Origin of the sequence: Marinobacter sp. ST-43 (genome assembly GCF_030541085.1) — a bacterium.
GTDB lineage: Bacteria > Pseudomonadota > Gammaproteobacteria > Pseudomonadales > Oleiphilaceae > Marinobacter > Marinobacter nauticus.
On record NZ_JASSVO010000009.1, the window covers coordinates 1 to 22,842 of the forward strand.

16 protein-coding genes are annotated in these 22,842 nt (G+C 56.8%); 7 read left to right on the forward strand and 9 right to left on the reverse strand.

The window, feature by feature from the left end:
* Window positions 1–168: 168 nt before the first annotated feature.
* The 5 genes from pilQ to QPL98_RS12220 are packed head-to-tail and all read right to left on the reverse strand — an operon-like array spanning window position 169 to window position 5,084.
* Window positions 169–2,286 (reverse strand): type IV pilus secretin PilQ, encoded by a 2,118-nt coding sequence (pilQ, locus tag QPL98_RS12200; protein WP_303293348.1) that lies wholly within the window; start codon window positions 2,284–2,286, stop codon window positions 169–171.
* Between the two features lie 14 nt (window positions 2,287–2,300).
* Entirely contained in the window at window positions 2,301–2,843 is a 543-nt protein-coding gene (locus QPL98_RS12205) for a pilus assembly protein PilP (protein WP_023007639.1), read from the reverse strand.
* 2 nt (window positions 2,844–2,845) lie between these two features.
* The gene (locus tag QPL98_RS12210; RefSeq protein WP_303293349.1) at window positions 2,846–3,457 is read right to left on the reverse strand and encodes a type 4a pilus biogenesis protein PilO; all 612 of its coding nucleotides are present in this window, start codon (window positions 3,455–3,457) and stop codon (window positions 2,846–2,848) included.
* Window positions 3,457–4,020: a PilN domain-containing protein gene (locus QPL98_RS12215; RefSeq protein WP_011784346.1), complete on the reverse strand. Its 564-nt coding sequence runs from the start codon at window positions 4,018–4,020 to the stop codon at window positions 3,457–3,459. Before QPL98_RS12215 ends, QPL98_RS12210 begins: the two co-directional genes overlap by 1 nt.
* Window positions 4,020–5,084, reverse strand: coding sequence for a pilus assembly protein PilM (locus QPL98_RS12220; protein WP_031211232.1), 1,065 nt, complete (start codon window positions 5,082–5,084; stop codon window positions 4,020–4,022). Before QPL98_RS12220 ends, QPL98_RS12215 begins: the two co-directional genes overlap by 1 nt.
* Window positions 5,085–5,321: 237 nt before the next feature.
* On the opposite strand from QPL98_RS12220, the gene QPL98_RS12225 reads away from it, so the two are divergent.
* Window positions 5,322–7,862 (forward strand): penicillin-binding protein 1A, encoded by a 2,541-nt coding sequence (locus tag QPL98_RS12225; RefSeq protein ID WP_303293350.1) that lies wholly within the window; start codon window positions 5,322–5,324, stop codon window positions 7,860–7,862.
* 82 nt (window positions 7,863–7,944) lie between these two features.
* Here the strand turns inward: QPL98_RS12225 and QPL98_RS12230 are convergent, their stop codons facing one another.
* Together QPL98_RS12230 and rpmE are read right to left on the reverse strand one after the other, a co-directional pair.
* Entirely contained in the window at window positions 7,945–9,210 is a 1,266-nt protein-coding gene (locus QPL98_RS12230) for a malic enzyme-like NAD(P)-binding protein (RefSeq protein ID WP_222534799.1), read from the reverse strand.
* Window positions 9,211–9,423: 213 nt separating this feature from the next.
* Window positions 9,424–9,645, reverse strand: a complete 222-nt coding sequence (gene rpmE / locus QPL98_RS12235; RefSeq protein WP_014420566.1) for a 50S ribosomal protein L31 — start codon at window positions 9,643–9,645, stop codon at window positions 9,424–9,426.
* 190 nt (window positions 9,646–9,835) lie between these two features.
* Here rpmE and QPL98_RS12240 point away from each other — a divergent pair, with 190 nt between their 5' ends.
* The 6 genes from QPL98_RS12240 (at window position 9,836) to hslU (ending at window position 19,105) form a co-directional block, all read left to right on the forward strand.
* Window positions 9,836–12,052 carry a primosomal protein N' gene (locus QPL98_RS12240; RefSeq protein WP_303293351.1) on the forward strand — a complete coding sequence of 739 codons (2,217 nt, stop codon included), beginning with the start codon at window positions 9,836–9,838 and terminating at the stop codon, window positions 12,050–12,052.
* 215 nt (window positions 12,053–12,267) lie between these two features.
* Entirely contained in the window at window positions 12,268–13,962 is a 1,695-nt protein-coding gene (locus tag QPL98_RS12245) for an Ig-like domain-containing protein (RefSeq protein ID WP_303293352.1), read from the forward strand.
* 837 nt (window positions 13,963–14,799) lie between these two features.
* Entirely contained in the window at window positions 14,800–16,485 is a 1,686-nt protein-coding gene (gene argS / locus QPL98_RS12250) for an arginine--tRNA ligase (RefSeq protein ID WP_303293353.1), read from the forward strand.
* Between the two features lie 7 nt (window positions 16,486–16,492).
* On the forward strand, window positions 16,493–17,137 hold the full coding sequence (locus tag QPL98_RS12255; RefSeq protein WP_286714907.1) for an SPOR domain-containing protein: 645 nt from the start codon (window positions 16,493–16,495) through the stop codon (window positions 17,135–17,137).
* 91 nt (window positions 17,138–17,228) lie between these two features.
* A complete protein-coding gene (gene hslV / locus QPL98_RS12260) occupies window positions 17,229–17,759 on the forward strand; it encodes an ATP-dependent protease subunit HslV (protein WP_011784337.1) in 531 nt (176 codons plus the stop codon).
* Between the two features lie 14 nt (window positions 17,760–17,773).
* On the forward strand, window positions 17,774–19,105 hold the full coding sequence (gene hslU / locus QPL98_RS12265; RefSeq protein WP_023007631.1) for an HslU--HslV peptidase ATPase subunit: 1,332 nt from the start codon (window positions 17,774–17,776) through the stop codon (window positions 19,103–19,105).
* An 85-nt stretch (window positions 19,106–19,190) separates the two neighbouring features.
* Here hslU and QPL98_RS12270 read toward each other — a convergent pair whose 3' ends face one another.
* The gene (locus QPL98_RS12270) at window positions 19,191–20,432 is read right to left on the reverse strand and encodes a patatin family protein (RefSeq protein ID WP_022992070.1); all 1,242 of its coding nucleotides are present in this window, start codon (window positions 20,430–20,432) and stop codon (window positions 19,191–19,193) included.
* Window positions 20,433–20,525: 93 nt separating this feature from the next.
* Window positions 20,526–22,832, reverse strand: a complete 2,307-nt coding sequence (ptsP, locus tag QPL98_RS12275) for a phosphoenolpyruvate--protein phosphotransferase (protein WP_153741315.1) — start codon at window positions 22,830–22,832, stop codon at window positions 20,526–20,528.
* Window positions 22,833–22,842: the final 10 nt, after the last annotated feature.

A 22,842-nucleotide genomic window follows, 5' to 3' on the forward strand; every position in this document is an offset into this window, starting at 1 on the left:
CCGGCTAGTGGTTCCCCTTGCCGGGCCCACAGGGGACTTGCACCCCCAAGTCATCCGGCCAGCACCACCTGTACCGGAACAGCGCCCGTCAAGGCGCTACGCGCCATGCCTGGCGCACTACGAAAAAGCCGCCGGGGTTAGCGGCGGCTTTTCGGTTTACTGGCCGGATCAGTCGATCAGGTCGTTCTTGATGATCTTCGGGGTGATGAAGATCAGCAGCTCACTGCGCTCATTGATGTGCTCAGTACGCTTGAACAGGCGGCCAAGGTAGGGAATATCACCCAGGAACGGAGTCTTGGTGGTTTGCGTGGCCACCTCGGACTGGAAGATACCACCCAGAACCACTGTCTCGCCGTTCGCCACCAGCACTTGAGTCATAACTTCATTGGTGTTGATCGACGGAATACCGGCCGTGACCTCGCCCCGGGAATCCTGGTTGACTACCAGATCCATAATGATCTTATCATCCGGGGTAATTTGCGGGGTCACTTCCAACGATAGCACAGCCTCCTTAAAAGAAACGGAAGTGGCACCACTGGACGCAGCTTTCTGGTACGGAATCTCTTCACCGGACTTGATAGATGCCGTCTGGCGGTCCGCAGTCACAACCCGCGGCTGGGAGACCACTTCTGCACGGCCGTCGCTTTCGAGGGCAGAAAGCTCCAGATCTACCAGGAAGTCATCACTGCCCCAGCCGATTGCGAAGGAGGATGCGCCCTCGCCAGACACCCCTAGATCAACACCCAAGGCACCCGGGAAGGAAATGGTATTGCTGCCACCGCCAGCTGCGTCGCGAGCTTCCTGCAGGGTGCCCAGCGAGCCACCAATGGTCACAACGTCATCGCCATCGACATTGTAAGCAGCACCACCCCAGCGAACACCGATGTCTTCGGCCACATTGGTTTGTGCCCGGACAATGCGTGCCTCGATAGAAACCTGGCGTACAGGTACGTCCCAGGTAGTTACCAGGCGACGAATCTCTTCCAGCTTGTCCGCTGTTTCACGCACACTGATGGTGTTGGTACGGGCATCTGACGATACGAAACCACGGGAGGAAATCAGCTCTTCGTCTGCCTGAATCAGGGCTACCACATCCGCGGCCTTGGCGTAGTTCACCTGAATGATATCCAGACGAACCGGCGCCAGCTCAGCGATCTGCTTGGAGGTTTCCAGCTCAAGCTTTTCACGGGCGGCAATTTCATCCGCTGGGGCTACCAGCAGCACGTTGCCAATCTGGCGCTTGTCCAGACCCTTGGTTTTAAGAATCAGATCCAGCGCCTGATCCCAGGGTACATTCTGCAAGCGCAGGGTAATGCTGCCACCCACAGTGTCACTGGCCACCAGGTTCAGGCCGGTGAAATCGGCAATCAGCTGAAGTACAGAGCGCACTTCAATATCCTGGAAGTTCAGGGACAGTTTCTCACCGGTGTACGGGAACTTCTCTTCACGGCGGATTTCCGCTTCTTCCTGGGACAGCTCTTCAACACTGACCGTAAACTCCCGGCCAGACTGGTAGGCAATGTAGTCGTACTCGCCTTCCGGACGGATTTCGATCACCGCATTGCCATCTTCAACAAATGTATCGATACGGGTTACCGGAGTGGCGAAGTCCGAAACATCCAGGCGACGGCGCAGGTTGGCCGGCACCTCCAGGTCCGGCATGGTCAGCCGGATACGGCCACCAAGCTCAGTGAGGTTTACAGCGGCCTTGGTGCTGCCGAGATCCACAATCACCCGACCTTCACCGTCTTTGCCCCGGCGGAAATCCACATCCGCCAGCGCATTGGAAGATGAGGTTGAGGCAACTGGCGCTGACTGGGGCTGTGCCGGGCGGGAGCTCGCCACAGGCGCTGAACCGCCTCCACCAATGGTCATTACCAGCGAGTTATTGTTGCGAACCGTTTCATGAGGCACCAGCTCCACCAGATTGAAGATCAACCGGGTGCGGTCCTTGGTTTCCACGACCGTCAGGCTCTGGGCATTTCCGCTACCCAGCGGAATGCTGCGCTGATTGAGGCCGCTGGTGGTATCCGACAGGTCTACGGCGATCCGTGCAGGACGCTCGATGGTATAACCCTTAGGTTCGGGCGGGGCACCATCGAACTTCATGGTCACTTCGAGGCCTTCCCCCGGCAGCGACGTAAACGATACGTCTTCCAGCGTGACCGCTCCGGCCAGGCTACTCCATAACCCGATGGCAATCACGCCTACGCAGACATTGAGTTTTTTGAACATCGCTAGCCTCGACCCTAAACCTGTTTGTTCGTGCATGTTTCTTGAATTCATACCGTTACCGCTCCTCAGCCTTCATCCAAAGACAGGGAGCGCGGGCGTTCTACCCAACCACCCCGGCCATTCGGAACGATTTCAATCAGTTCAATGCGGGTTTCACTGACACCCACAATACGGCCATAGTTCTGCCCCATATAATTGCCGGTGCGAACACGGTGAATGCCACCCATATCATCGCGCACCAACGCGAACAGATTGCCCTCAACCCCTTGAAGCGTGCCTACCATGGTCAACGACTTCAGATCAAAGTTCTCAAGCACCTCGCGCGGCCGATCCAGGTCCGGCTCAACGTCACTAACCGGCTGCTCATCAACCATCGTAAGTTGGACATCTACCGGCGGCTCAAACGGCGCCCGGCGATCGGCCGCCGAATAACTGAAAGCCTCATAGGCCTTAAACTCCGGCAAGGGTTCCACGTGTCCCCGAGGCTTGGCCCGAGTATCCGCCATGAACTTGTCGAGATCCGAGAAACCGTTTCCCTGGGAACAAGCCGTCAGCAAAGACGCCAGACACACACCCAGCCAGGCTTTTCCCGCATGCTTTCCTGTCATGCTCATTCTCCAGCCCGGTAGCGGTAAGTACGGGCAACCACCTGCATGTCCAGCTGGTCTCCGTCTCCGCCCATTGGTTTAATGGTTAAATCGTGCAGTGTTACGATGCGCGGCAGGCTCGCCACACTGCTTACGAAAGAGGCCAGCTCATGATAGGAGCCGGATACCCGAATATTAATGGGAAGTTCGGCGTAGAAGTCACGCTGCTGCTCGGGCTGAAGTGCGACTTCCTGCAGCGCCAATCCACTACCTAACGCGGTATTGGTGATATCTTCCAGCAGGCCAGGCACCTCCGTCTCACTGGGCAACTGACGCACCAGGGCTCCAAAGGTTTCCTCCATTTCTTCCATCTGGGCCTTGAATACATCCAGGTTCGCCACCTGATATGCCTTTTGCTCGTAGCGCTGCTTGAGTTCCTGCTCCTGCTGCTCCACCCGATCGAGCTGGGCATACTGATCCTTGATAAAGAACCAGTAACCACCGCCAAGTATCAAGCCGAAGACAACTAACGCCACAATGGCCTTGATTGGTGCCGGCCAGATGCCGGCATTGTTGATATCAAGATCATTGATATCGAATTCGTTAAGACTTTTCAGAGAGTCCGCGAGGCTCATCAGTTATCCTCCCCTTCGGGCTCAGGTGTGCGCTGCTGGACAGAAAGATTGAACTGGCTATAGCCAGAACGGGCGCTGTCTGCTGCGGCCACATTGGTCAGGTTGGGATTGGCAAACCATTCAGAATCTTCGAACTGACGCATCAGGTTCGAAATGCGGCTATTGGACTCAGCCATACCCACTATGTCGAGTCGCTCACCGGTTTTCTTGAGATCGGTGTAGTAAAGTCCGTCAGGAAGGGTTCTCACCAACTCATCGAACACCCGCACAATTACCGGCCGCTTGCCCTGAAGATCCTGAATCACCTGCATGCGTGCCAGCAACTCATCGCGCTGACGCTTGAGGTTTTCGATCTCCTTGATCTGCTTGTCCAGCTCTTTGGTTGCAGTCTCGATATAGGCATTACGGGATTGCTGGTAGGCAATCCGGCTGTCCATATCCGATTTCCAGAGGAAAGCCAGGCCACCCGCGATAATCACGGCGCCCAGTATCATCACGACAAACTGCTTCTGCTTCTCCGCGCGAAGCTCTTCCCGCCAGGGCCTGAGGTTAATCTTTGCCATCAGTCGAAACTCCTCATTGCCAGACCGCAGGCAATCATCAACGAGGGGGCATCATTGCTGAGCGCAGAGGCGTTGACCCGGGAACCCACCGCCATGTTGGCAAACGGATTGGCCACCAGGGTTGGCGTTCCGGTTTTCTCTTCCACCATTTCCGTGAGCCCCTGAATCGACGCTGTTCCACCGGCGAGCACCACGTAATCCACCACGTTGTACTGACTGGCGCCGAAGAAAAACTGCAGCGCCCGTGCCACTTGCTGAACAACCGCTTCCCGGAACGGGGTCAGGACTTCCTCGTTGTAGTCGTCCGGCAAACCACCCTGCTTCTTGGCCAGACCCGCCTCTTCAAACGAAAGCCCGTAACGACGCTGAATTTCTTCCGTCAACTGTTTTCCGCCAAAGATCTGCTCGCGGGTATAGACCGTTTTGCCCTCTGCCAGCACACTCAGGGTTGTCATGGTTGCACCGATATCGACGATGGCAACCACCAACTCCTCGCCCTGAGAATCAAGCTGGGGCTCAATCAGACTGTAAGCGCGCTCCAGAGCGTAGGCTTCCACATCGACAATCCTGGTTGTCAGCCCTGCAATTTCCAGGGCGTCTTCGCGGATATCGACGTTTTCCTTACGGCAGGCCGCCAGCAGCACATCCACCTGGTCCGGGTTGGATTCGGAAGGGCCCTGGACTTCGAAATCGATCGCCACTTCATCGAGGGGGTAAGGAATGTACTGATCCGCTTCCAGTGCGATCTGGTCTTCCATCTCAAACTCGTTAAGACCACCATCCATCTGGATAACCTTGGTGATCACCGCCGAGCCGGAAACAGCAACAGCCACCTGTTTCACACTGGTGCGTGACTTGGACGCGACACGCTTGAGCACTTCCCCAACCGCTTCGACGTCTGTGATGTTTTTTTCAACAACTGCATTGGCCGGCAACGGCTCTACCGCATAGCTCTCGACCTTGTATCGATCGCCATGTTTTGACAGCTCTAGCAGCTTGACCGAACTGGAGCTTATATCCACCCCAAGGACGGCACTGGATTTTTTTCCTGGTAATCCGAACACGCGCTCACCCTATACCTGGTTAAATGCACCCGGCGTTGGAACCCCTGAACCACTCCCTGTAAAGGCGATCATTTCAGAGGCGTTCTATGTGTTTTTTATGTAAGAGAATTTCTTATTTATTCCGTCTACAATGCAATCTCTCGAATTTCGGGAGACATTGCAGACGGCGAGGCGACCGAACCTTCCTAAAGCAATTTCTCAAATAATAGACCTATATCCAACAGTTGTCAGAAAAAAATGTCTCATTTGTTGCGTACATCTCGCGTTTTTGCCTGGTTCATTCTTACCGGCCTGAGTGTCGCCATTATTATTTCCTCAAGCCTGTATCTTTATCTTCGGCCCAATCTGCCACCGGTCGAGCAATTGCTGGATGTCCGGCTGCAGACGCCTTTACGGGTGTATAGCAAAGACAACAGATTAATAGCAGAATTCGGTGAAAAGAGAAGGGCACCGATCACAATAGAACAGATCCCTACAATTCAGTTACAAGCCTTCCTGGCGGCGGAAGACGCGCGTTTTTACGAGCACTTCGGAGTCGACATTAAAGGCCTGACGCGGGCTGCAGTGGAACTGATCACCACCGGAGAAATCCAGTCTGGCGGCAGCACCATCACCATGCAGGTTGCAAAAAATTACTTTTTGTCACGCGACCGGACCTTCATCCGAAAGTTCAACGAGATACTGCTGGCTCTTCAGATTGAACGTGAACTGGATAAAAACCGGATTCTTGAGCTCTACCTGAACAAGATCTACCTCGGTAACCGGGCCTATGGAATCGCCGCCGCAGCCCAGGTCTACTACGACAAACCGGTGACAGAACTGTCACTGGCACAGATGGCAATGCTGGCCGGCTTGCCCAAAGCCCCGTCTGCCTATAACCCTCTGGCAAACCCGGAACGAGCCTTGATCCGCCGTAACTGGATTCTCGGCAGGATGAAAGACCTGGGCTACATCACCGAAGACGCCTGGTCTCTGGCCAGCAAAGCACCGCTGACCGCCAGCTATAACACTCGCGACGCCGAAGTGGATGCCGACTATGTGGCCGAGATGGCCCGGGCCGAAATGGTTCGCCGCTACGGGGAAAACGCCTACACCGACGGTTACAGCGTGACCCTGACCGTCGACAGCACCAAGCAACAAACTGCCACCGAGGCATTGAGAGCAGGGCTCGAAGCCTATGACCGCCGGCACGGATTCCGAGGCCCCATCGGACAATTTGATGTTGAAGGCCTGACCCCGGCTGAACTGTCGGACCAGATGCAGAACTACCCGCGGGTTGAAGCACTGGTACCAGCCGTTGTGACATCCATAGATGACGAAAAGGATGAAGTGAGAGTGCACACTCGGCGCCTGGGGCCGGGCGTTATGCCCTTTGACACCATGACCTGGGCACGCCGATTCCGCACCGAGAGCATTACCGGGCCCGAACCACAGAATCCTTCCGAGGTGGTCAGCCCCGGAGACGTCATCTATGTCAAAGTTGACCAACTGCCACAGATTGCAGACGCTGAAGCAGAGCCTGAGAGCGAGAGCGTATCGACTCAGGCAGTCACCGAACTGCGGGTTTCCCTGGCGCAGGCACCCAGAATCGAGGGCGCGCTCATCTCTCTCGAGGCCAAAACTGGCGCCATTGAAGCCTTGGCGGGCGGCTACAGCTTCAACCAGAGCAAATACAATCGCGCCACCCAGGCCAACCGTCAACCAGGCTCTACGTTCAAGCCGTTCCTGTACCTTTCCGCGCTGGAGAACGGAAGAACACCCGCCACCATCTACAACGATGCCCCGATTGTGTTCGAAGATTCCGAACTTGAAACCGCATGGCGGCCACAGAACTCATCAGGTCAGTTCTACGGACCAACCACCTTGCGCGAAGGCCTTTACCGTTCTCGCAACCTGGTTTCCATTCGCCTGCTGAGAGACCTTGGCATCAACACCACCCTCAACTATCTTGAGCAACTCAAGCTCCCGACCGAAAACATGCCGTCCAACCTCTCACTCTCTCTGGGCAGCGGCCTGCTGACCCCCATGGAGCTGGCAAGAGGCTTTGCGGTGATAGCCAATGGCGGTTACGACGTACAACCCTACCTGATTGAACGAATCGAGGAATGGGACGGCAACGTAGTCTATGAAGCCCCGAAGACCATATTGTGCGACGAAAACTGCGACGCTGCCTCTACGCAGGCCGCCGATGCCGAACAACGCACTTCGGAGCAACCACCCGAAATTGAAGGCATGACACTGCCAGCCTCCGCTGCCGGGGAGAACACAACCGAACCACGAATCATGCAACGCCTGGCCGACGAACGATCAATCTATATCATGCACTCCATGATGCAGGACGTGGTTCGCCGGGGAACGGGACGTCGCGCCCTGGCCCTGAACCGCAGCGACATCGCCGGCAAGACCGGCACCACCAACGAGCAGAAAGACACTTGGTTCGCGGGCTTCAATCACGACATTGCAACCACGGTCTGGGTCGGATTTGACCAACCCTCTCCCCTGGGTCGCGGCGAGTATGGCGCCAGTACCGCACTGCCGATATGGGTCGACTATATGAAAGTAGCACTGGCAGGCCAGCCAGCAGCCACCATGCCCAGGCCCAATGGCATCGTGAATATCCGGATCAACCCGGAAACCGGAGAAAGAGCTCGACCCGGCGAAGAAGCCGTTTTCGAGATATTCAAGGAAGAAGACGCACCCTCGCCTCTGCCAGCCGAGAGTATCGGAGGGAATGGCGACAATAGTAACGGGGACGACCTGTCACGGCAGATCTTCTGATCGGCCGCAACCCCCAACCAGTAAGCACAAAAAAACCGGCGGGATCTCCGCCGGTTTTTTTTGAAGCCAGACTACATCCCGATCAGATGATGTCGTCCATAGACTTCAGCGGGTAGTGCGCAGGGTACGGATTGCGCGCAACACCGGAATCTACTGCAGCGCGGGCCACGGCGGCAGGCACTACTTCCAGCAGACGAACGTCCATCGGCTTCGGAATGATATATTCCTTGCCGAATTCAAACGCATCAACACCGTAGGCTTCACAGATTTCCTGCGGCACCGGCTCTTTGGCCAGTTCACGGATCGCGTTAACCGCGGCAACCTTCATTTCCTCGTTGATAGCGGTTGCACGTACATCCAGTGCACCACGGAAAATGAACGGGAAGCCAAGCACGTTGTTCACCTGGTTCGGATAATCAGAGCGACCGGTCGCCATGATCAGATCATCGCGGGTGGCCAGAGCCACTTCCGGGCTAATTTCCGGATCCGGGTTGGAACAGGCAAACACCACCGGGTTCGGTGCCATTTTCGCCAATTGCTCGGCAGACAGAAGGTCCGGGCCAGACAGACCCAGGAACACGTCGGCACCGTCGATGGCATCGTCCAGAGTGCGCCTGTCGGTATCGTTGGCGAACATCGCCTTGTACTGGTTCAGATCATCACGACCAGAGTGGATCACACCCTTACGGTCGAGCATGAAGATGTTCTCAGAGCGCATACCGCAGCTGATCAGCAACTTCATGCAGGCAATGGCGGCCGCACCGGCGCCCAGACATACCACCTTTGCCTCTTCAATTTTCTTGCCCTGCAGCTCAAGAGCATTGATCATGCCGGCCGCAGTTACAATAGCGGTACCGTGCTGGTCATCGTGGAAGATGGGCACGTTACACTTTTCAATCAGCGCACGCTCAATCTCGAAGCACTCCGGTGCTTTGATGTCCTCGAGGTTGATACCACCGAAGGTATCGGCGATGCGCTCAACAGTTTCAATAAACGCTTGCGGGCTTTCGGAATTAACCTCGATGTCGAAGACGTCAATTCCGGCAAAGCGCTTGAACAGTACGCCCTTGCCTTCCATAACCGGCTTGCTCGCCAGAGGGCCGAGATTACCCAGACCCAGGATAGCGGTACCGTCAGAAATCACGGCAACCAGGTTACCCTTGGCTGTGTATTTGTAAGCGTTCTCGGGGTCCTTCGCGATCTCGCGGACCGGTTCGGCAACCCCGGGGCTGTACGCCAGGGAGAGGTCGCGGGAAGTCTGGGTCGGCTTCGTGATTTCAACACTCAGCTTACCCGGCCGCGGTTTGGCGTGATATTCAAGGGCTGCTTCTTTCAGATCTTGAGACATTGCCACTGTTCCGTTTGTCACGTTTAAAGGTAAATCCCGCTGGAGCTCGCCCAACGGAGCGCGCCATTATGGCGCGCCCGACCCAAAACGACAAGCCGAAATCGAATATTTTGCGAACAGTCAATAGTGCATTTTGCGTATATAGCAAACTTTATTTTTCAATGGCGCACAAAAAAAGCGCCCAAAGGCGCTTTTTCAACATCCCGGCGCGGATCAGTCTTTCTTGCCACCGATACGGCTGCCGAAACGCTTCTGGAAGCGATCGATACGACCACCGGTGTCCATAACCTTCTGCTTGCCGGTGTAGAACGGGTGGCACTGGGAACATACGTCCAGCTGCAGATCGTGACCGATGGTAGAACGGGTCTTGATCACATTACCGCAGGAACAGGTAGCGGTGATGTCTTCGTACTTCGGGTGAATACCTTCTTTCATGGCGAACCTCGTTAGGTCATGCCGCTACCTGATCACGGGGCATCTTAGCTGCCCAGGTGCCAGGCACCGCATGTTTGAATCAATTGAAAAGACCGTGCACAATCAAGCCCGGCCAGAAACAGACCGCGAATCTTACTGACAAACCCGACCACAGGCAAGTATCTTGGCCCTCCGGAACCGTCCGGATACCATGCAACCAGCCTACTTTTGCCCGCTTTCAGGATACGCAGTTACCGTGACACGGCCCTCAATCGCCCGCATCGCCCTGAATCGCCCGCTCCGGCGACTCTTTGATTACCGAATCCCGGAGACCATTACGGTCTCACCCGGGCAACGCGTAAAAGTACCCTTTGGCAGGCAAACCCTGACCGGCCTGGTGGTAGAAACAGGGGTTCAACCGCCTGAAGGCATTACCCTGAAGCCGGTGGCCGAAGCCCTGGAGCCCTGGCCCGCCCTGCCCGAAAGCACCTTCCGGCTACTAACCTGGGCCAGTGACTACTACCAGCATCCACTGGGCGAATGCCTGTTCACCGCCCTGCCCCCCGCCTTGCGCAAAGGCCGGCCGGCGCGGGAAAAGCCGGATGAAAGCTGGCACTGCACCGCCAGCGAACCCGCCCTGCCAGCCACCGCGTACCGCCAGCGGGCGCTGTTCAATACTGTAAAAGAGGCACCGGGCATTACCACCAGCGCCCTGGTTCAGGCGGGCTTCAGCCGCGCACAGATTCGCGCACTGGAGCAGAAAGAACTGATACAGCAGAAGGAAGCGATTACCGACATAACCACAGCCGCGGAAGCCGACCTGCCCGCTCCGCAGCTGTCACCGGCCCAGCAGACAGCCGCCGCCGGCTTTCCGGAGCGCACCGACGAATTCTCTGCCACCCTTTTATACGGCATTACCGGAAGCGGCAAAACCGAACTGTACCTGCATTACCTGAAAACCCGCCTGCAGAGCAACGAGCAAGCACTGGTGCTGGTGCCGGAAATCAACCTGACACCGCAAACCCTGGCCCGCTTCCGCCGCTATTTCGGCAACCGGATTGCGGTATGGCATTCCGCCCTGAACGACGGCGAGCGCTTGAGCACCTGGCTGAAAATCCGCAACGGCGAGCCGGTTATCCTGATTGGCACCCGCTCTGCCGTATTGCTTCCGTTTACCGGGCTGCGCACCATCATCGTGGACGAAGAGCACGACAGTTCCTACAAGCAGGGTGAGGGCTTCCGCTATTCCGGCCGGGATGTGGCCGTATACCGGGCCCACCTGAACCGGTGCCCGGTGATTCTCGGCTCGGCCACACCGTCCCTGGAATCCTGGCATAACGCGCAACAGGGCAAATACCAACTGATTCGACTGGAAGAACGGGCCGGCAACGCGAAGCCTCCGGCGCTGGAGCTGCTGGATATCCGCAGCCGGCCACTGGAAGCCGGGCTGTCTCGCCCGGCCCTGACTGCCATCAAAAAAACACTGGACAAAGGCGAACAGGCCCTGGTGTTTGTAAACCGCCGCGGCTTCGCCCCGGTAATGATGTGTTTTGACTGCGGCCACCTGGAGGAATGCCCCCGCTGCGACACCCGCCTGACCTATCACAGGCGGGACAGGGCCATGCGCTGCCACCACTGCGACTTCCAGATGGCCGCCAGCCACAACTGCCCGAAATGCCAGAGCGAGAATTTCAAACCCGTGGGCCAGGGCACCGAGCGTACCGAAGACACCCTGGCCGAGCAATTTCCGGACACGCCCATCGTGCGGGTAGACAGGGACAGCACCCAGCGCAAAGGCAGTATCCAAGCCATCCTGAAAAGGGTGAATACCGGCGAGCCCTGTATTCTTGTCGGCACCCAGATGCTGGCCAAGGGCCACGACTTTCCGAACGTGACGCTGGTTGCCGTCGTCAATGCCGATGGCGGTCTGTTCAGTGTCGATTTTCGGGCGCCGGAACAGATGGTACAGACGCTTTTGCAAGTCAGCGGCCGCGCTGGCCGGGGCGAAAAACCTGGCAAAGTGATGATCCAGACCTGCCACAGCGACCACCCGCTATTGAAATCGCTTTGTAAGGGCAACTACGCCGCCTTGGCAGACCAACTTCTGGCCGAACGCCAAACCGGCGCCCTTCCACCATTCCGTGCCATGGCCATACTCCGCGCGGAAGCCGACACCATGCAGGCAAGCCTGCAACTGCTGGACACCATTAAACCCATGACGGCAGTGAGCGGCATAGAAACCTGGGGGCCGCTACCGGCGGTAATTGCACGTAAAGCCGACCGGCACCGGGCGCAGCTGATCCTGTGCAGTAACCACCGGCGCCAACTCAACCATCTGCTTACTCACATTTGCCAGCATCTGGATCAGAGCAAGCTGCCGGCGAGCACTAAATGGATTGTGGATGTTGACCCTCAGGAGACTGGCTGAAGATCATCATCCCGAATCGTGACACAGTCCATATTCTGCAATTCGTTACAATCTTTTTCAGAATTCACCATTCATACTCATTCAGTTTGAACTGACTGTGCTATGATTTTCAGCACTATAACCACTACTCTTGGATCAAAACCTGAGGTTGCGGTTCTCGTGCGGGAATGCGCAGGTTTTTGGCTTTTGCTGTCGATGAAAACTGGAGAAATAAAATGGCATGGAAATTCCTTGCGCGTATGTCGGCATTATCGCTGGCTTTAATCTTGACCGCCTGCGGTGGGGACGATAGTTCAACGCCGCTGGCATCTGGCCCCAATCAAGGTGACTCCACATCAGGGGACGGCAGCACAGGTGGTGACAACAATCAAACGATCTCGCTAGAGCTAGGAACGGGCAGTGGTTCGAGCTTTCAAGCGGGACAAATGACACTATCCGCGACAAACCTTTCTGCGGGCGGCACCACTAGACTTGAGTTCAATGTTGTCGATGCTAACAATAGTAACGCAATCTACAATGCCGAACCGACTACTGTCACACTTTCATCTTTGTGCTCCAGCGCCTCCTTTGACCCCCAGGTAACGTCCGCCTCGGGAACGTTTGCAACAACGTACGAAGCAGGCTGCGCTGGCCAAGATACGATTACCGCTAGGCTGCAAAATGGCGCAACTGCCAACGCAACCATAACTGTAGCACCTCCAGTAATAGGAGGACTCGAGTTCGTTAGCGTTGAGCCAGACTCCATCGCTCTTGCAGGAAACTCAAACAGCAGCAGACCAAGCGTATCCGAAGTAACCTTCAGACTTAATGACAATAACGGCCAACCTATTACAACTGGCGAAACAGTAACCTTTGAGCTGTCAACAACTGTCGGGGGAATAACACTTTCCCAGTCGTCAACTGAAACTGACGAGAACGGGTTAGCGACCACTCGTGTAAATGCCGGCACTGTCCCAGCGGTAGTTAGCGTAACAGCCACATACAGCTCCGGTGCGGGCTCTTCAATTCAAACCACTTCTGCTCCGATATCGATCAGCGCGACAATTCCAGACCAAGACAGTTTTTCTATTTCAATTGAAGAAAACTTTCTTCCCAATGCTCGCAACTACGATGGCGTTCCGGTCGGCATCACCATTCGTGCGGCCGACCGCAATAACAATCGAATTACCGACGCTGTCGTAAACTTCCTTACGAACGCTGGCTCCGTGCAAAGCGAGTGCACACTGTCCGACGGAGCTTGTTCAATTGAATGGATAAGCCAAAACCCTAGAAGCAATGACGGGGTCGTATTGATTCTTGCTAGAACTGTGGGAGAAGAAAGCTATCGAGACGTGGACAGCGATGGCATTTACACATCAGGTACCGATAGTTTCAATGTTGCAGAAGATGACCTCGGGGAAGCCTACCTCGACAGAAATCGAAATAACGTTTACGACAGTGGCGAAGAGTACTTCGACTACAACGGTAACGGACAGTACGACGTTGCGAACGGGATATACAACGGAACCGCCTGCATCAATCAAGCAAATTGCACAAGCTCGCTTTTAGAAATAACTCAAACAGCAAAGCTGTTCATGGCAAGCGACAACATTTCCATCAACTTTACCACCCCTGTGGCGCCCGGCAGTGTTTGTGCGGAGATAGCGGGCATGTTCTCAGACTCGCAAGGAAACCCTGTTGCAGGCCCACCTCCGGGAGGAACTGACGTGGCGTTCACTACAACCAATGGCACGATTGTGAATCCGAGCAGCTTTACAACCACAAAAAGCTATAGAACGGGTCCAGTCACCCAGTGCGTTACAGTTGAAGCCGACGACACACCTAGCACAGGAACATTTACTGTCGAGGTGACTCCACCTGCCCCATACGGCGGCGATGCATTCACATTACAGACAACCATTTCCGACTAATCGCTCAACGAAGTAAAAAGCCCGGCCCCAGCGCCGGGCTTTTTGCTTACACACCAACTTTCCGCGATAATACGCCCCTTCTGTTTTCAACGGGCGCCCTGCCCGCCATTGCACACCGCCATCTTGTGATAGACTCAAAAATCGAACAGTACCGGAGCCCATGATGCTGCGTGAGCAAGGCGATTCTCAAGCTATCAAGCCGGACACCGCATTGGGGAGAGCACTCACAGATGTTTTGAGGTTCTGACGAACAGTTATCAAGGTAAAGAGTCATGACAGTGACTTGTGAGCAACGATTACTCTATCGTGTCGGCACAACACCGCTTGAGAAAGCAAATGAGGATGCAAAATCTCTTGCAGAGCTACTTTGGTTTACCGATTACCGGCCAACGATGCCTGAATTGACCCAAGTGCGATCCGAGATGGCCTCCGAGGAATTCCAACGCCTACTATGCGTTTTAGAACTGCTAAGCCAGTACCCAGTGTGCCCTCGCGACAAAGCGGCAAGGCTTCAGCAGTTAACTCGCCGCTTTCATAGTCTTTTGCTGGGCGACAAAGGCCCACAGCCGCGCGGGAGATACTCTCCCAGCAAGCGATGGAAGCTTAGCGACAAAACTGAAGCCTTTCGAAAGGCCCTTCTACCAATGCAAACCCGAACCTACGCAGATTCAACGGGCCGGCATCATGGGCTGAGCATTTAATTGCACGTCCGCTGACAATCAACGCAACGGGCCTTTTTGCTTACACCCAAACTTTCCGCGATAATACGCCCCTTCTGTTTTCAACGGGCGCCCTGCCCTGACACCCATTCTTCTGCAAACCGAGTCATTCGACAGCATGAAAGAGACCGTATCCGAGCTTCTCCAGTCTGCACTGGCGACCCTTCAGTCTGACGGCACACTGCCGGCAGACCAGAGCTTCACTCCTCAGGTGGGCAACACCAAAGACAAGTCCCACGGGGACTATGCCTGTAATATTGCCCTGGTGGCATCCAAAGCCGCCGGCTGCCCGCCTCGCAAGCTGGCCGAAGCCCTGGTGGCGGCATTGCCAGAGAGTTCTGCCGTGGAAAAGGTGGAGATTGCCGGGCCGGGATTTATCAATTTTTTCATGAGCACCGCCAGCGCCTTCGGCATTGTGAACACCATCCTGGACGAAGCGCAGCAGTTCGGCCGCAACAACTCCGGTAACGGCGAGAAGGTTCAGGTGGAGTTTGTGTCTGCCAACCCCACCGGCCCTCTGCACGTGGGCCACGGACGGGGCGCCGCTATTGGCGATTGCCTGTGCCGCCTGCTGGAAGCCAACGGTTACGACGTTACCCGGGAGTTTTATTACAACGACGCCGGTGCCCAGATCAACAACCTGGCCCTGTCGGTTCAGTCCCGCGTTAAGGGCCTGACCCCAGAAGACGAAAGCTGGCCGGAAGACGGCTATCGGGGCGACTACATTGTCGACGTAGCCAACGCCTATATGGCCGGCGAAACCGTGATTGCCGACGACCGGGAAGTAACCGCCAAGGCCGACCCGGACGACCAGGACGCCATCCGCGAATTCGCCGTGGCCTACCTGCGCCGGGAGCAGGACCTGGACCTGAAAGCCTTTGGCGTTCAGTTCGATGTGTATTTCCTGGAATCGTCCCTGTACGAAGATGGCAAGGTAGAAGCCACCGTTGAGCGCCTGAAAGCCAACGGCTACACCTACGAGCAAGACGGCGCCATGTGGCTGAAAACCACCGAGTTCGGCGACGACAAAGACCGCGTGATGCGCAAGAAAGACGGTGGCTACACTTACTTCCTGCCGGATGTGGCCTACCACCTGGACAAGTGGCAGCGCGGTTTTACAACCGTGATCAACGAACAGGGTGCAGACCACCACTCCACGGTCACCCGTGTACGCGCCGGCCTGCAGGCCCTGAAAGCCGGCATCCCCCAGGGCTGGCCGGACTATGTTCTGCACCAGATGGTGATGGTGACCCGCTCCGGCCAGGAAGTGAAAATCTCCAAGCGTGCCGGCAGCTACGTCACCATTCGGGACCTGATCGACGAAGTGGGCCGGGATGCCACCCGCTTCTTCCTGGCGGCACGTCGCGTGGACTCCCAGTTGACTTTCGATATCGACCTGGCGCGCTCCCAGACCAATGAAAACCCGGTGTATTACATCCAGTATGCCCATGCCCGGATTTGCAGCGTACTGCGCAAACTGGCCGCCGAAGGCGTACAGCGGGGCCTGAACGAATGTGTGGGCGATTTGAGCCTGCTGACCCTGGACGAAGAGAAAGAACTGGCCAACCAGCTGGCCAAGTACCCGGAGCTGATTGCCAACTCCGCCGCCCAGCGTGAGCCGCACCACCTCACCCACTACCTGCGTGAGCTGGCCGGCCAGTTCCATACTTACTACAACGCCCACAAGGTGCTGGTTGAAGATACCGCCCTGCGGGACGCAAGAGTCAGCCTGTATCTGGCCGTGCGCCAGGTGATTGCCAACGGCCTGGACCTGCTCGGCGTAAGCGCACCAGAGGAGATGTAATCAGGCCATGGCCAGAGATTACGCCAGGAAAGATCGTCCTGCGGGCAAAGGGGCTGCCGCCAGCAAGCCCGCGGCCAGGCCCCGCAAGCCGTCCAAACCCAAAAAGAGTGCACCCTCGCATTCACAGCATGGCGCCTTGTCTATGAAAACCATCCTGTCTCTGGCCGCCGTGGGTGGCTTCATCGGCTTTATCGTCTACCTGAACACCTTGCCCGGCGGGCCGGAGACGGCCAGGCAAACTCCGATTCAGGAGCAAACCCCGGTAGCGCCGAAACAACCCGCCAACACCACGGCCAAACAGAACACTCGGCCGAAAGAGCAGAACTTCCGATTCTACGAAATGCTGCCGGAATCCGAGGTGGTGCCGCCCAAAGTGGAAGAATATACCCCGGGCCCGGCCATGCAGGAGTTCGATTATGTCGTACAGTCCGGCTCGTTCAGGAGCAAGGAAGATGCCGAGCGACAGCGCGCGCAGATCGCCTTCCAGGGACTCAGAGCTCATGTACAGCGCATCGATCTCGACAATGGAAGTGTGTGGTACCGCGTGAATGTGGGGCCATTCAACTCCCGCAGCCAGATGAACTCGGCGGTCGACAAGCTGGTTACTATCAATATCCAGCCTCTGGTGCGCAAGATCCCGAAAGAAGGCTGAACTATGTTCAGCTACCCCCCCTGCTCTTGAAATTCCGCCCCGCGCCTCCATAAAGCCAAAATACAAATTCAAACAGGCAACTGGAGCCCCAATGACCACCATAGTTTCCGTACGCCGGGAGAATGAAGTCGCCATGGGCGGTGATGGCCAGGTATCCCTTGGCAACACCGTTATGAAAGGCAATGCCCGAAAGGTACGCCGCCTTTACAACGGCCAGGTAATCGCTGGCTTTGCCGGTGGCACCGCCGATGCCTTTACCCTGTTCGAGCGATTCGAGGCCCAGCTGGAAAAACACCAGGGCAATCTCACCCGTGCCGCTGTAGAGCTGGCCAAAGACTGGCGCACAGACCGCGCCCTGCGCAAACTGGAAGCCCTGCTGGCCGTTGCGGACAAAACCGCTTCCCTGATCATTACCGGCAACGGCGACGTGATCGAACCGGAGCAGGGGCTGATCGCCATCGGCTCAGGCGGGCCGTTTGCCCAGGCCGCCGCCCGGGCGCTACTGGAAAATACCGAGCTCAGCGCCCACGAAATCGCCGAGAAGGCGCTCGAAATTGCCGGCGATATCTGCATTTACACCAATCAGAACCGCACTCTGGAAGTGCTGCCCATTAAAGACTGACGACCGGAGCGACCATGTCTGCAATGACTCCCCGAGAGATTGTCCACGAACTGAACAAACACATCGTGGGCCAGGAAGAAGCGAAACGCGCCGTCGCCATTGCCCTGCGTAACCGCTGGCGCCGCATGCAACTGGACAGCAGTCTGCGGGATGAAATTACCCCGAAAAACATCTTGATGATCGGCCCCACTGGTGTCGGTAAAACGGAAATCGCCCGCCGGCTGGCCAAACTGGCGGATGCTCCCTTCCTGAAAGTGGAAGCCACCAAATTCACCGAAGTGGGCTATGTTGGCCGGGATGTTGAGTCCATCATCCGCGACCTGGCCGACATGGCGGTGAAAATGCTGCGGGAACAGGAAATGAAGCGGCATGAACACCGTGCACTGGATGCCGCCGAAGACCGCATTCTGGATGCCCTGCTGCCGCCCCCCCGGGATTTTAACGAAGACAGCCAGCGCACCAATGCGGACTCCTCAACCAGACAACTGTTCCGCAAGAAACTGCGAGAAGGCGAACTGGACGACAAGGAAATCGAGATCGATCTGCGCAGCAGCGGAGCCGGCGTGGAGATCATGGCGCCTCCGGGCATGGAAGAGATGACCTCTCAACTGCAGAGCATGTTCTCCAACCTGTCTTCGGACAAGCGCAAGACCCGCAAGATGAAAGTGGCGGATGCCATGAAGCGGGTGAAGGACGAAGAAGCCGCCAAGCTGGTGAATGAGGAAGAGATCAAGCAGAAGGCCATTCAGGCGGTTGAGCAGAACGGGATTGTCTTTATCGATGAGATCGACAAGGTTGCCAAGCGCTCGGAAAACACCTCCTCGGATGTGTCCCGGGAAGGCGTTCAGCGCGACCTGTTGCCTCTGATTGAAGGCAGCACAGTGAGCACCAAATACGGTTCCATTCGGACTGACCACATTCTGTTCATCGCCTCCGGCGCGTTCCACCTGTCCAAGCCTTCAGACCTGATTCCGGAACTGCAGGGCCGCCTGCCAATTCGCGTGGAGCTGCAGGCGCTGACGCCGGACGACTTCAAGCGCATTCTGACCGAACCGGATGCCTCGCTGGTGCAGCAGTATGAAGCGCTGATGGGCACCGAAGGTGTGAAACTGACCTTCGCCGACGATGCCATCGCCCGCATTGCGGAAGTGGCTTACAAGGTGAACGAAACCACCGAAAACATCGGCGCCCGCCGCCTGCATACGGTGCTTGAGCGCTTGCTGGAAAGTCTGTCCTACGACGCCGGCGACCAGGTCACCGAGACCTTTGAGGTGACAGCGGACTACGTTGACGAGAAACTCGGCGAACTCTCTGAAGACGAAGACCTGAGCCGCTACATTCTCTGATTCGCGGTTTCCTGAAATGCCAACAAAAAAGCCGGAGGGGATGACCTCTCCGGCTTTTTCACGCCCGTATCAGCAACATCAGTACTTATTCTGCCTTTGAGAACAGGTGCGTGACGGTACTGAAGCCGCTCGCAATCCGGTTCTTCTCGCCCTGCTTCTTGCGACCTTTGGCCACATACAGGGGCAGCATTTCACCATACAGGCTGGTACTGATGGTTCTCTGCTCATCCTCAAGACGATCCCGGCGCAGCGTAATGCCGTACTTGCGCAGTTTGGGCTCCAATTCATCTGCCCGCCGGAGCAGATCTCGGCGGGTCATCTGATAGGCGTGCTCACACACCATACGGCGACTCTGGAAGCTGAACACGTTTGAGAAAAACAGCTTGGCATCATCCCGGGTAGGTTCAAACAGCAGTATGTCCTTATCCGGATAATCACGGGTGTATTGAGCAATACCCGACTGCATACGGGAATAAACCATGGTCCGGAACATCTGGGACAACAGATTCGGCATTCCGGAACGGGTAAGCTCTCCCGGCTTCATGGTACCGGCGCGTACCGCAGCACTGGCATCAATGGGCACCTGGGGATTGACCGCCAACACCAGATCCGCGCCGTCTTCAAAGGCGACAGAAGCATGCAGCCCCTTTCTCAGGGTACCGTCCACGTAAAAACGACCATCAATCTCGACCGGTACGTACAGACCTGGCGAAGAGGTGCTGGCCTGAACCGCCCGGGATATGGGGACATGATCGTACCCGGGCGCACCAAAGCAGACCGCCTCCGTGCTCTCCACGTCTGCAGCAACCACATACAGGCTGCGCTTGAGCTGACGAAAATCATTGGTGCGGCCAAGCATGGTGAAGGCGCGTTTCAGATACTCGTGCAACCCCTCGTTATCGAAGAGTCCGGCCGGTGCCGCCTGGGCCAGGATAGTCATGGCTTCCAGCAGGCTCTGGTCGTAAGGATTGTTCACGAACCGGCTGACCGCCGTTGAAAGCAAGCCCGGCACGGCGAGCAGCCGGCGCCCGATCTCACGCAAGGCAGGGCGATAGAAAACCTCAGGATGGAACGGATGAACCTCGGCTTCGTTCCGCACGAAGATACGGCAAAGCTGGGCCGTGGTCATCTGGTTTGCCAGGTTGGCGGCCACAAAAGAGCCTGCGTTCACGCCGACATAGACATCGATATTATTGAAGTCCAGACCATCCAGCGCTTCGTCCAGAGCCCGCAGGGCACCGATCTCGTAAATGCCACCCAGAGGGCCACCGCCGCCAAGGGCGAGGCCGATTCTCGGTGCTGGCTTGAGCTCGGTCGCTGTCTTCATTGACTGTCCTTATCGGATACTGCTGCAGGATTTCAGTTATCCAACAACCTAACAAGGGAATTTAGAGTGCGCACACTATAACCCTCATAATGCTCAGGAAACGGCCTGTTCCGCCAGCGCTGCTGACGAGGTACGGGCAGGACGTAAGTAGCGACCAAACCCTGCATTGCGTAACGCCAGATCAACACAGCTCTTGATGACATGGGGCGAATCCAGCAACAGCACATCTTCCAACAGTTGAATGGCCCATTCCCGCCCCACGCTGCGGATTACGGACTTCACTTTTGGCAAACTGGCCGCGTTCATCGACAGGGAGTCATAGCCCATGGCCATCAGCAACAGAGCACCGCCCGGATCACCCGCCAGTTCGCCACAGATACCCACCGGTTTGCCCACCGAATGGGCATCCTGCGCCACCCGCACCAGCGCCTGAAGCACCGCCGGATGATAGGAGTGATAAAGCTGCGCTACCCGCGGGTTGTTGCGATCTACCGCCAGCAGATATTGAGTCAGATCGTTGGAGCCCACCGACAGGAAATCCACCCGCTCGGCCAGCTCACGAATCTGGTAAACCGCGGCCGGGATTTCCACCATCACACCCACCTTGGGCATGTGGATGTCGTAACCTTCCTCACGGACTTCGTGATAGACCCGATAGATCAGGTGCAGGGACTCCTCCACCTCAGAGATATTGCTGATCATCGGTAACATGATCTGCAGGTTGTTCAAGCCTTCGCTGGCCTTGAGCATGGCCCGCACCTGAACCAGGAAGATCTCGGGGTGGTCCAGCGTTACCCGGATACCGCGCCAGCCCAGGAACGGGTTTTCTTCCTGAATGGGGAAATAGGTCAGCGCCTTGTCACCGCCAATATCGAGGGTTCGCATGGTGACCGGATTGGGGGCAAAGGCCTCCAGCTGTTCCCGGTAGTATTCCCTCTGCTCCTGCTCGGACGGGAACCGGTCCTTGATCATGAATGGCACTTCGGTGCGGTACAGGCCGATACCCTCGGCACCATGGGAAAGAGAGCGCACAACGTCGGTCATCAAACCGGTGTTTACCAGCAGGGAGACCCGGTGACCATCTGTGGTCTCGCAGGGCTTGTCACGCAGCGCTTCAAGGCCCCGAACCAGCTCGTCTTCTTCGTCGCAGATAGCCTGAAAAAAGGTCCGGAGATCGGCCGAGGGAGACGCGAAAATCTGCCCCTCGAAACCGTCAACAACCAGCTCCCGGCCGTCGAGCTGGTTAACCGGGATATCCACCAGCCCCATTACGGTGGGAACACCCATGGCCCTGGCCAGGATGGCCACATGGGAATTGCTGGACCCCTTAACGGAAACCAGGCCGACCAGCTGCCCTTTGGGCACTTCACCGAGCATGGCCGGTGTCAGCTCTTCACTGACCAGTACGGTGCGTTCGGGATATTCCAGATGTTTCTGTTCACCTTCCTGAAGGTGCGAGAGCAGCCGGCGGCCCAGATCACGGATGTCGACCGCGCGCTCTTGCAGGTACAGATCATCCATCATCTCGAAATGACGAACATACTGCTGAACCACCTGTTTCAAGGCGCCCTGAGCCCAAACGCCTTCCCGGATTCGATTCGCCACCTCACCCGGTAGCGCCTCATCTCCCAGCATCCGCAGGTAAACATCGAACAACGCCTGCTCTTCCGGCCGGAGCTGGGACGCCAGGCGGTTGGCAACGCGTTCGATATCTTCCCGCACCGCCGAAACAGCTGAACGAAAGAGCTCGAGCTCCTGGCCAATGTCTTCGGTCGGCTTTTCCGGAACCACGTCCAGATCGGCAGCAGGATAAACCACCACGCCCGTTCCAATGGCGACACCCGGCGCGCCGGGAACACCACTAAAACTCACATCCCGCGCTTCCTCACCCGTCAGCGACAGGCCACTGATGGCCCCTGTCGCCTCGCTGTGGGCAATCACACCTGCCAATTGAGCTGAAACCGTGACCAGAAAAGCTTCTTCACCTTCATCGAAGCAACGGGAACTCTCCCGCTGCTGCACCACCAGCACGCCCATTACCCGGCGATGGTGGATAATCGGCACCCCCAGAAACGAGCGAAAGCGCTCCTCACCGGTTTCCGGGAAGTAACGATAGCGCGGGTGGGATGGTGCATCCTCAAGATTGATGGGTTCTTCACGTGAACCCACGAGACCCACCAGACCCTCGGAATAGGCCAGGCTGACCTGGCCCACGGAGTCTTTGTAAAGGCCTTCAGTGGCCATCAGGATATAGCGATTGGAGGCGGGATCCAGCAGATAAACCGAGCAGACTTCTGTGCCCATGGCCTTTTGCACCCGCGATACAATGATTTCCAACGCCTCCTGGAGATCGCGGGCGCTGTTTACCTCTTGTACTAGACTTCGCAGGATGCTCAGCATGGAGTCAGTC

Bases quoted from the DNA above. Each gene is read 5' to 3' on its own strand.
- pilQ (WP_303293348.1), bottom strand. From the start codon at position 2,286: ATGAATTCAAGAAACATGCACGAACAAACAGGTTTAGGGTCGAGGCTA.
- QPL98_RS12205 (WP_023007639.1), bottom strand. From the start codon at position 2,843: ATGACAGGAAAGCATGCGGGAAAAGCCTGGCTGGGTGTGTGTCTGGCG.
- QPL98_RS12210 (WP_303293349.1), bottom strand. From the start codon at position 3,457: ATGAGCCTCGCGGACTCTCTGAAAAGTCTTAACGAATTCGATATCAAT.
- QPL98_RS12215 (WP_011784346.1), bottom strand. From the start codon at position 4,020: ATGGCAAAGATTAACCTCAGGCCCTGGCGGGAAGAGCTTCGCGCGGAG.
- QPL98_RS12225 (WP_303293350.1), top strand. From the start codon at position 5,322: ATGTCTCATTTGTTGCGTACATCTCGCGTTTTTGCCTGGTTCATTCTT.
- QPL98_RS12230 (WP_222534799.1), bottom strand. From the start codon at position 9,210: ATGTCTCAAGATCTGAAAGAAGCAGCCCTTGAATATCACGCCAAACCG.
- rpmE (WP_014420566.1), bottom strand. From the start codon at position 9,645: ATGAAAGAAGGTATTCACCCGAAGTACGAAGACATCACCGCTACCTGT.
- QPL98_RS12240 (WP_303293351.1), top strand. From the start codon at position 9,836: ATGCAACCAGCCTACTTTTGCCCGCTTTCAGGATACGCAGTTACCGTG.
- QPL98_RS12245 (WP_303293352.1), top strand. From the start codon at position 12,268: ATGGCATGGAAATTCCTTGCGCGTATGTCGGCATTATCGCTGGCTTTA.
- argS (WP_303293353.1), top strand. From the start codon at position 14,800: ATGAAAGAGACCGTATCCGAGCTTCTCCAGTCTGCACTGGCGACCCTT.
- QPL98_RS12255 (WP_286714907.1), top strand. From the start codon at position 16,493: ATGGCCAGAGATTACGCCAGGAAAGATCGTCCTGCGGGCAAAGGGGCT.
- hslV (WP_011784337.1), top strand. From the start codon at position 17,229: ATGACCACCATAGTTTCCGTACGCCGGGAGAATGAAGTCGCCATGGGC.
- hslU (WP_023007631.1), top strand. From the start codon at position 17,774: ATGTCTGCAATGACTCCCCGAGAGATTGTCCACGAACTGAACAAACAC.
- QPL98_RS12270 (WP_022992070.1), bottom strand. From the start codon at position 20,432: ATGAAGACAGCGACCGAGCTCAAGCCAGCACCGAGAATCGGCCTCGCC.
- ptsP (WP_153741315.1), bottom strand. From the start codon at position 22,832: ATGCTGAGCATCCTGCGAAGTCTAGTACAAGAGGTAAACAGCGCCCGC.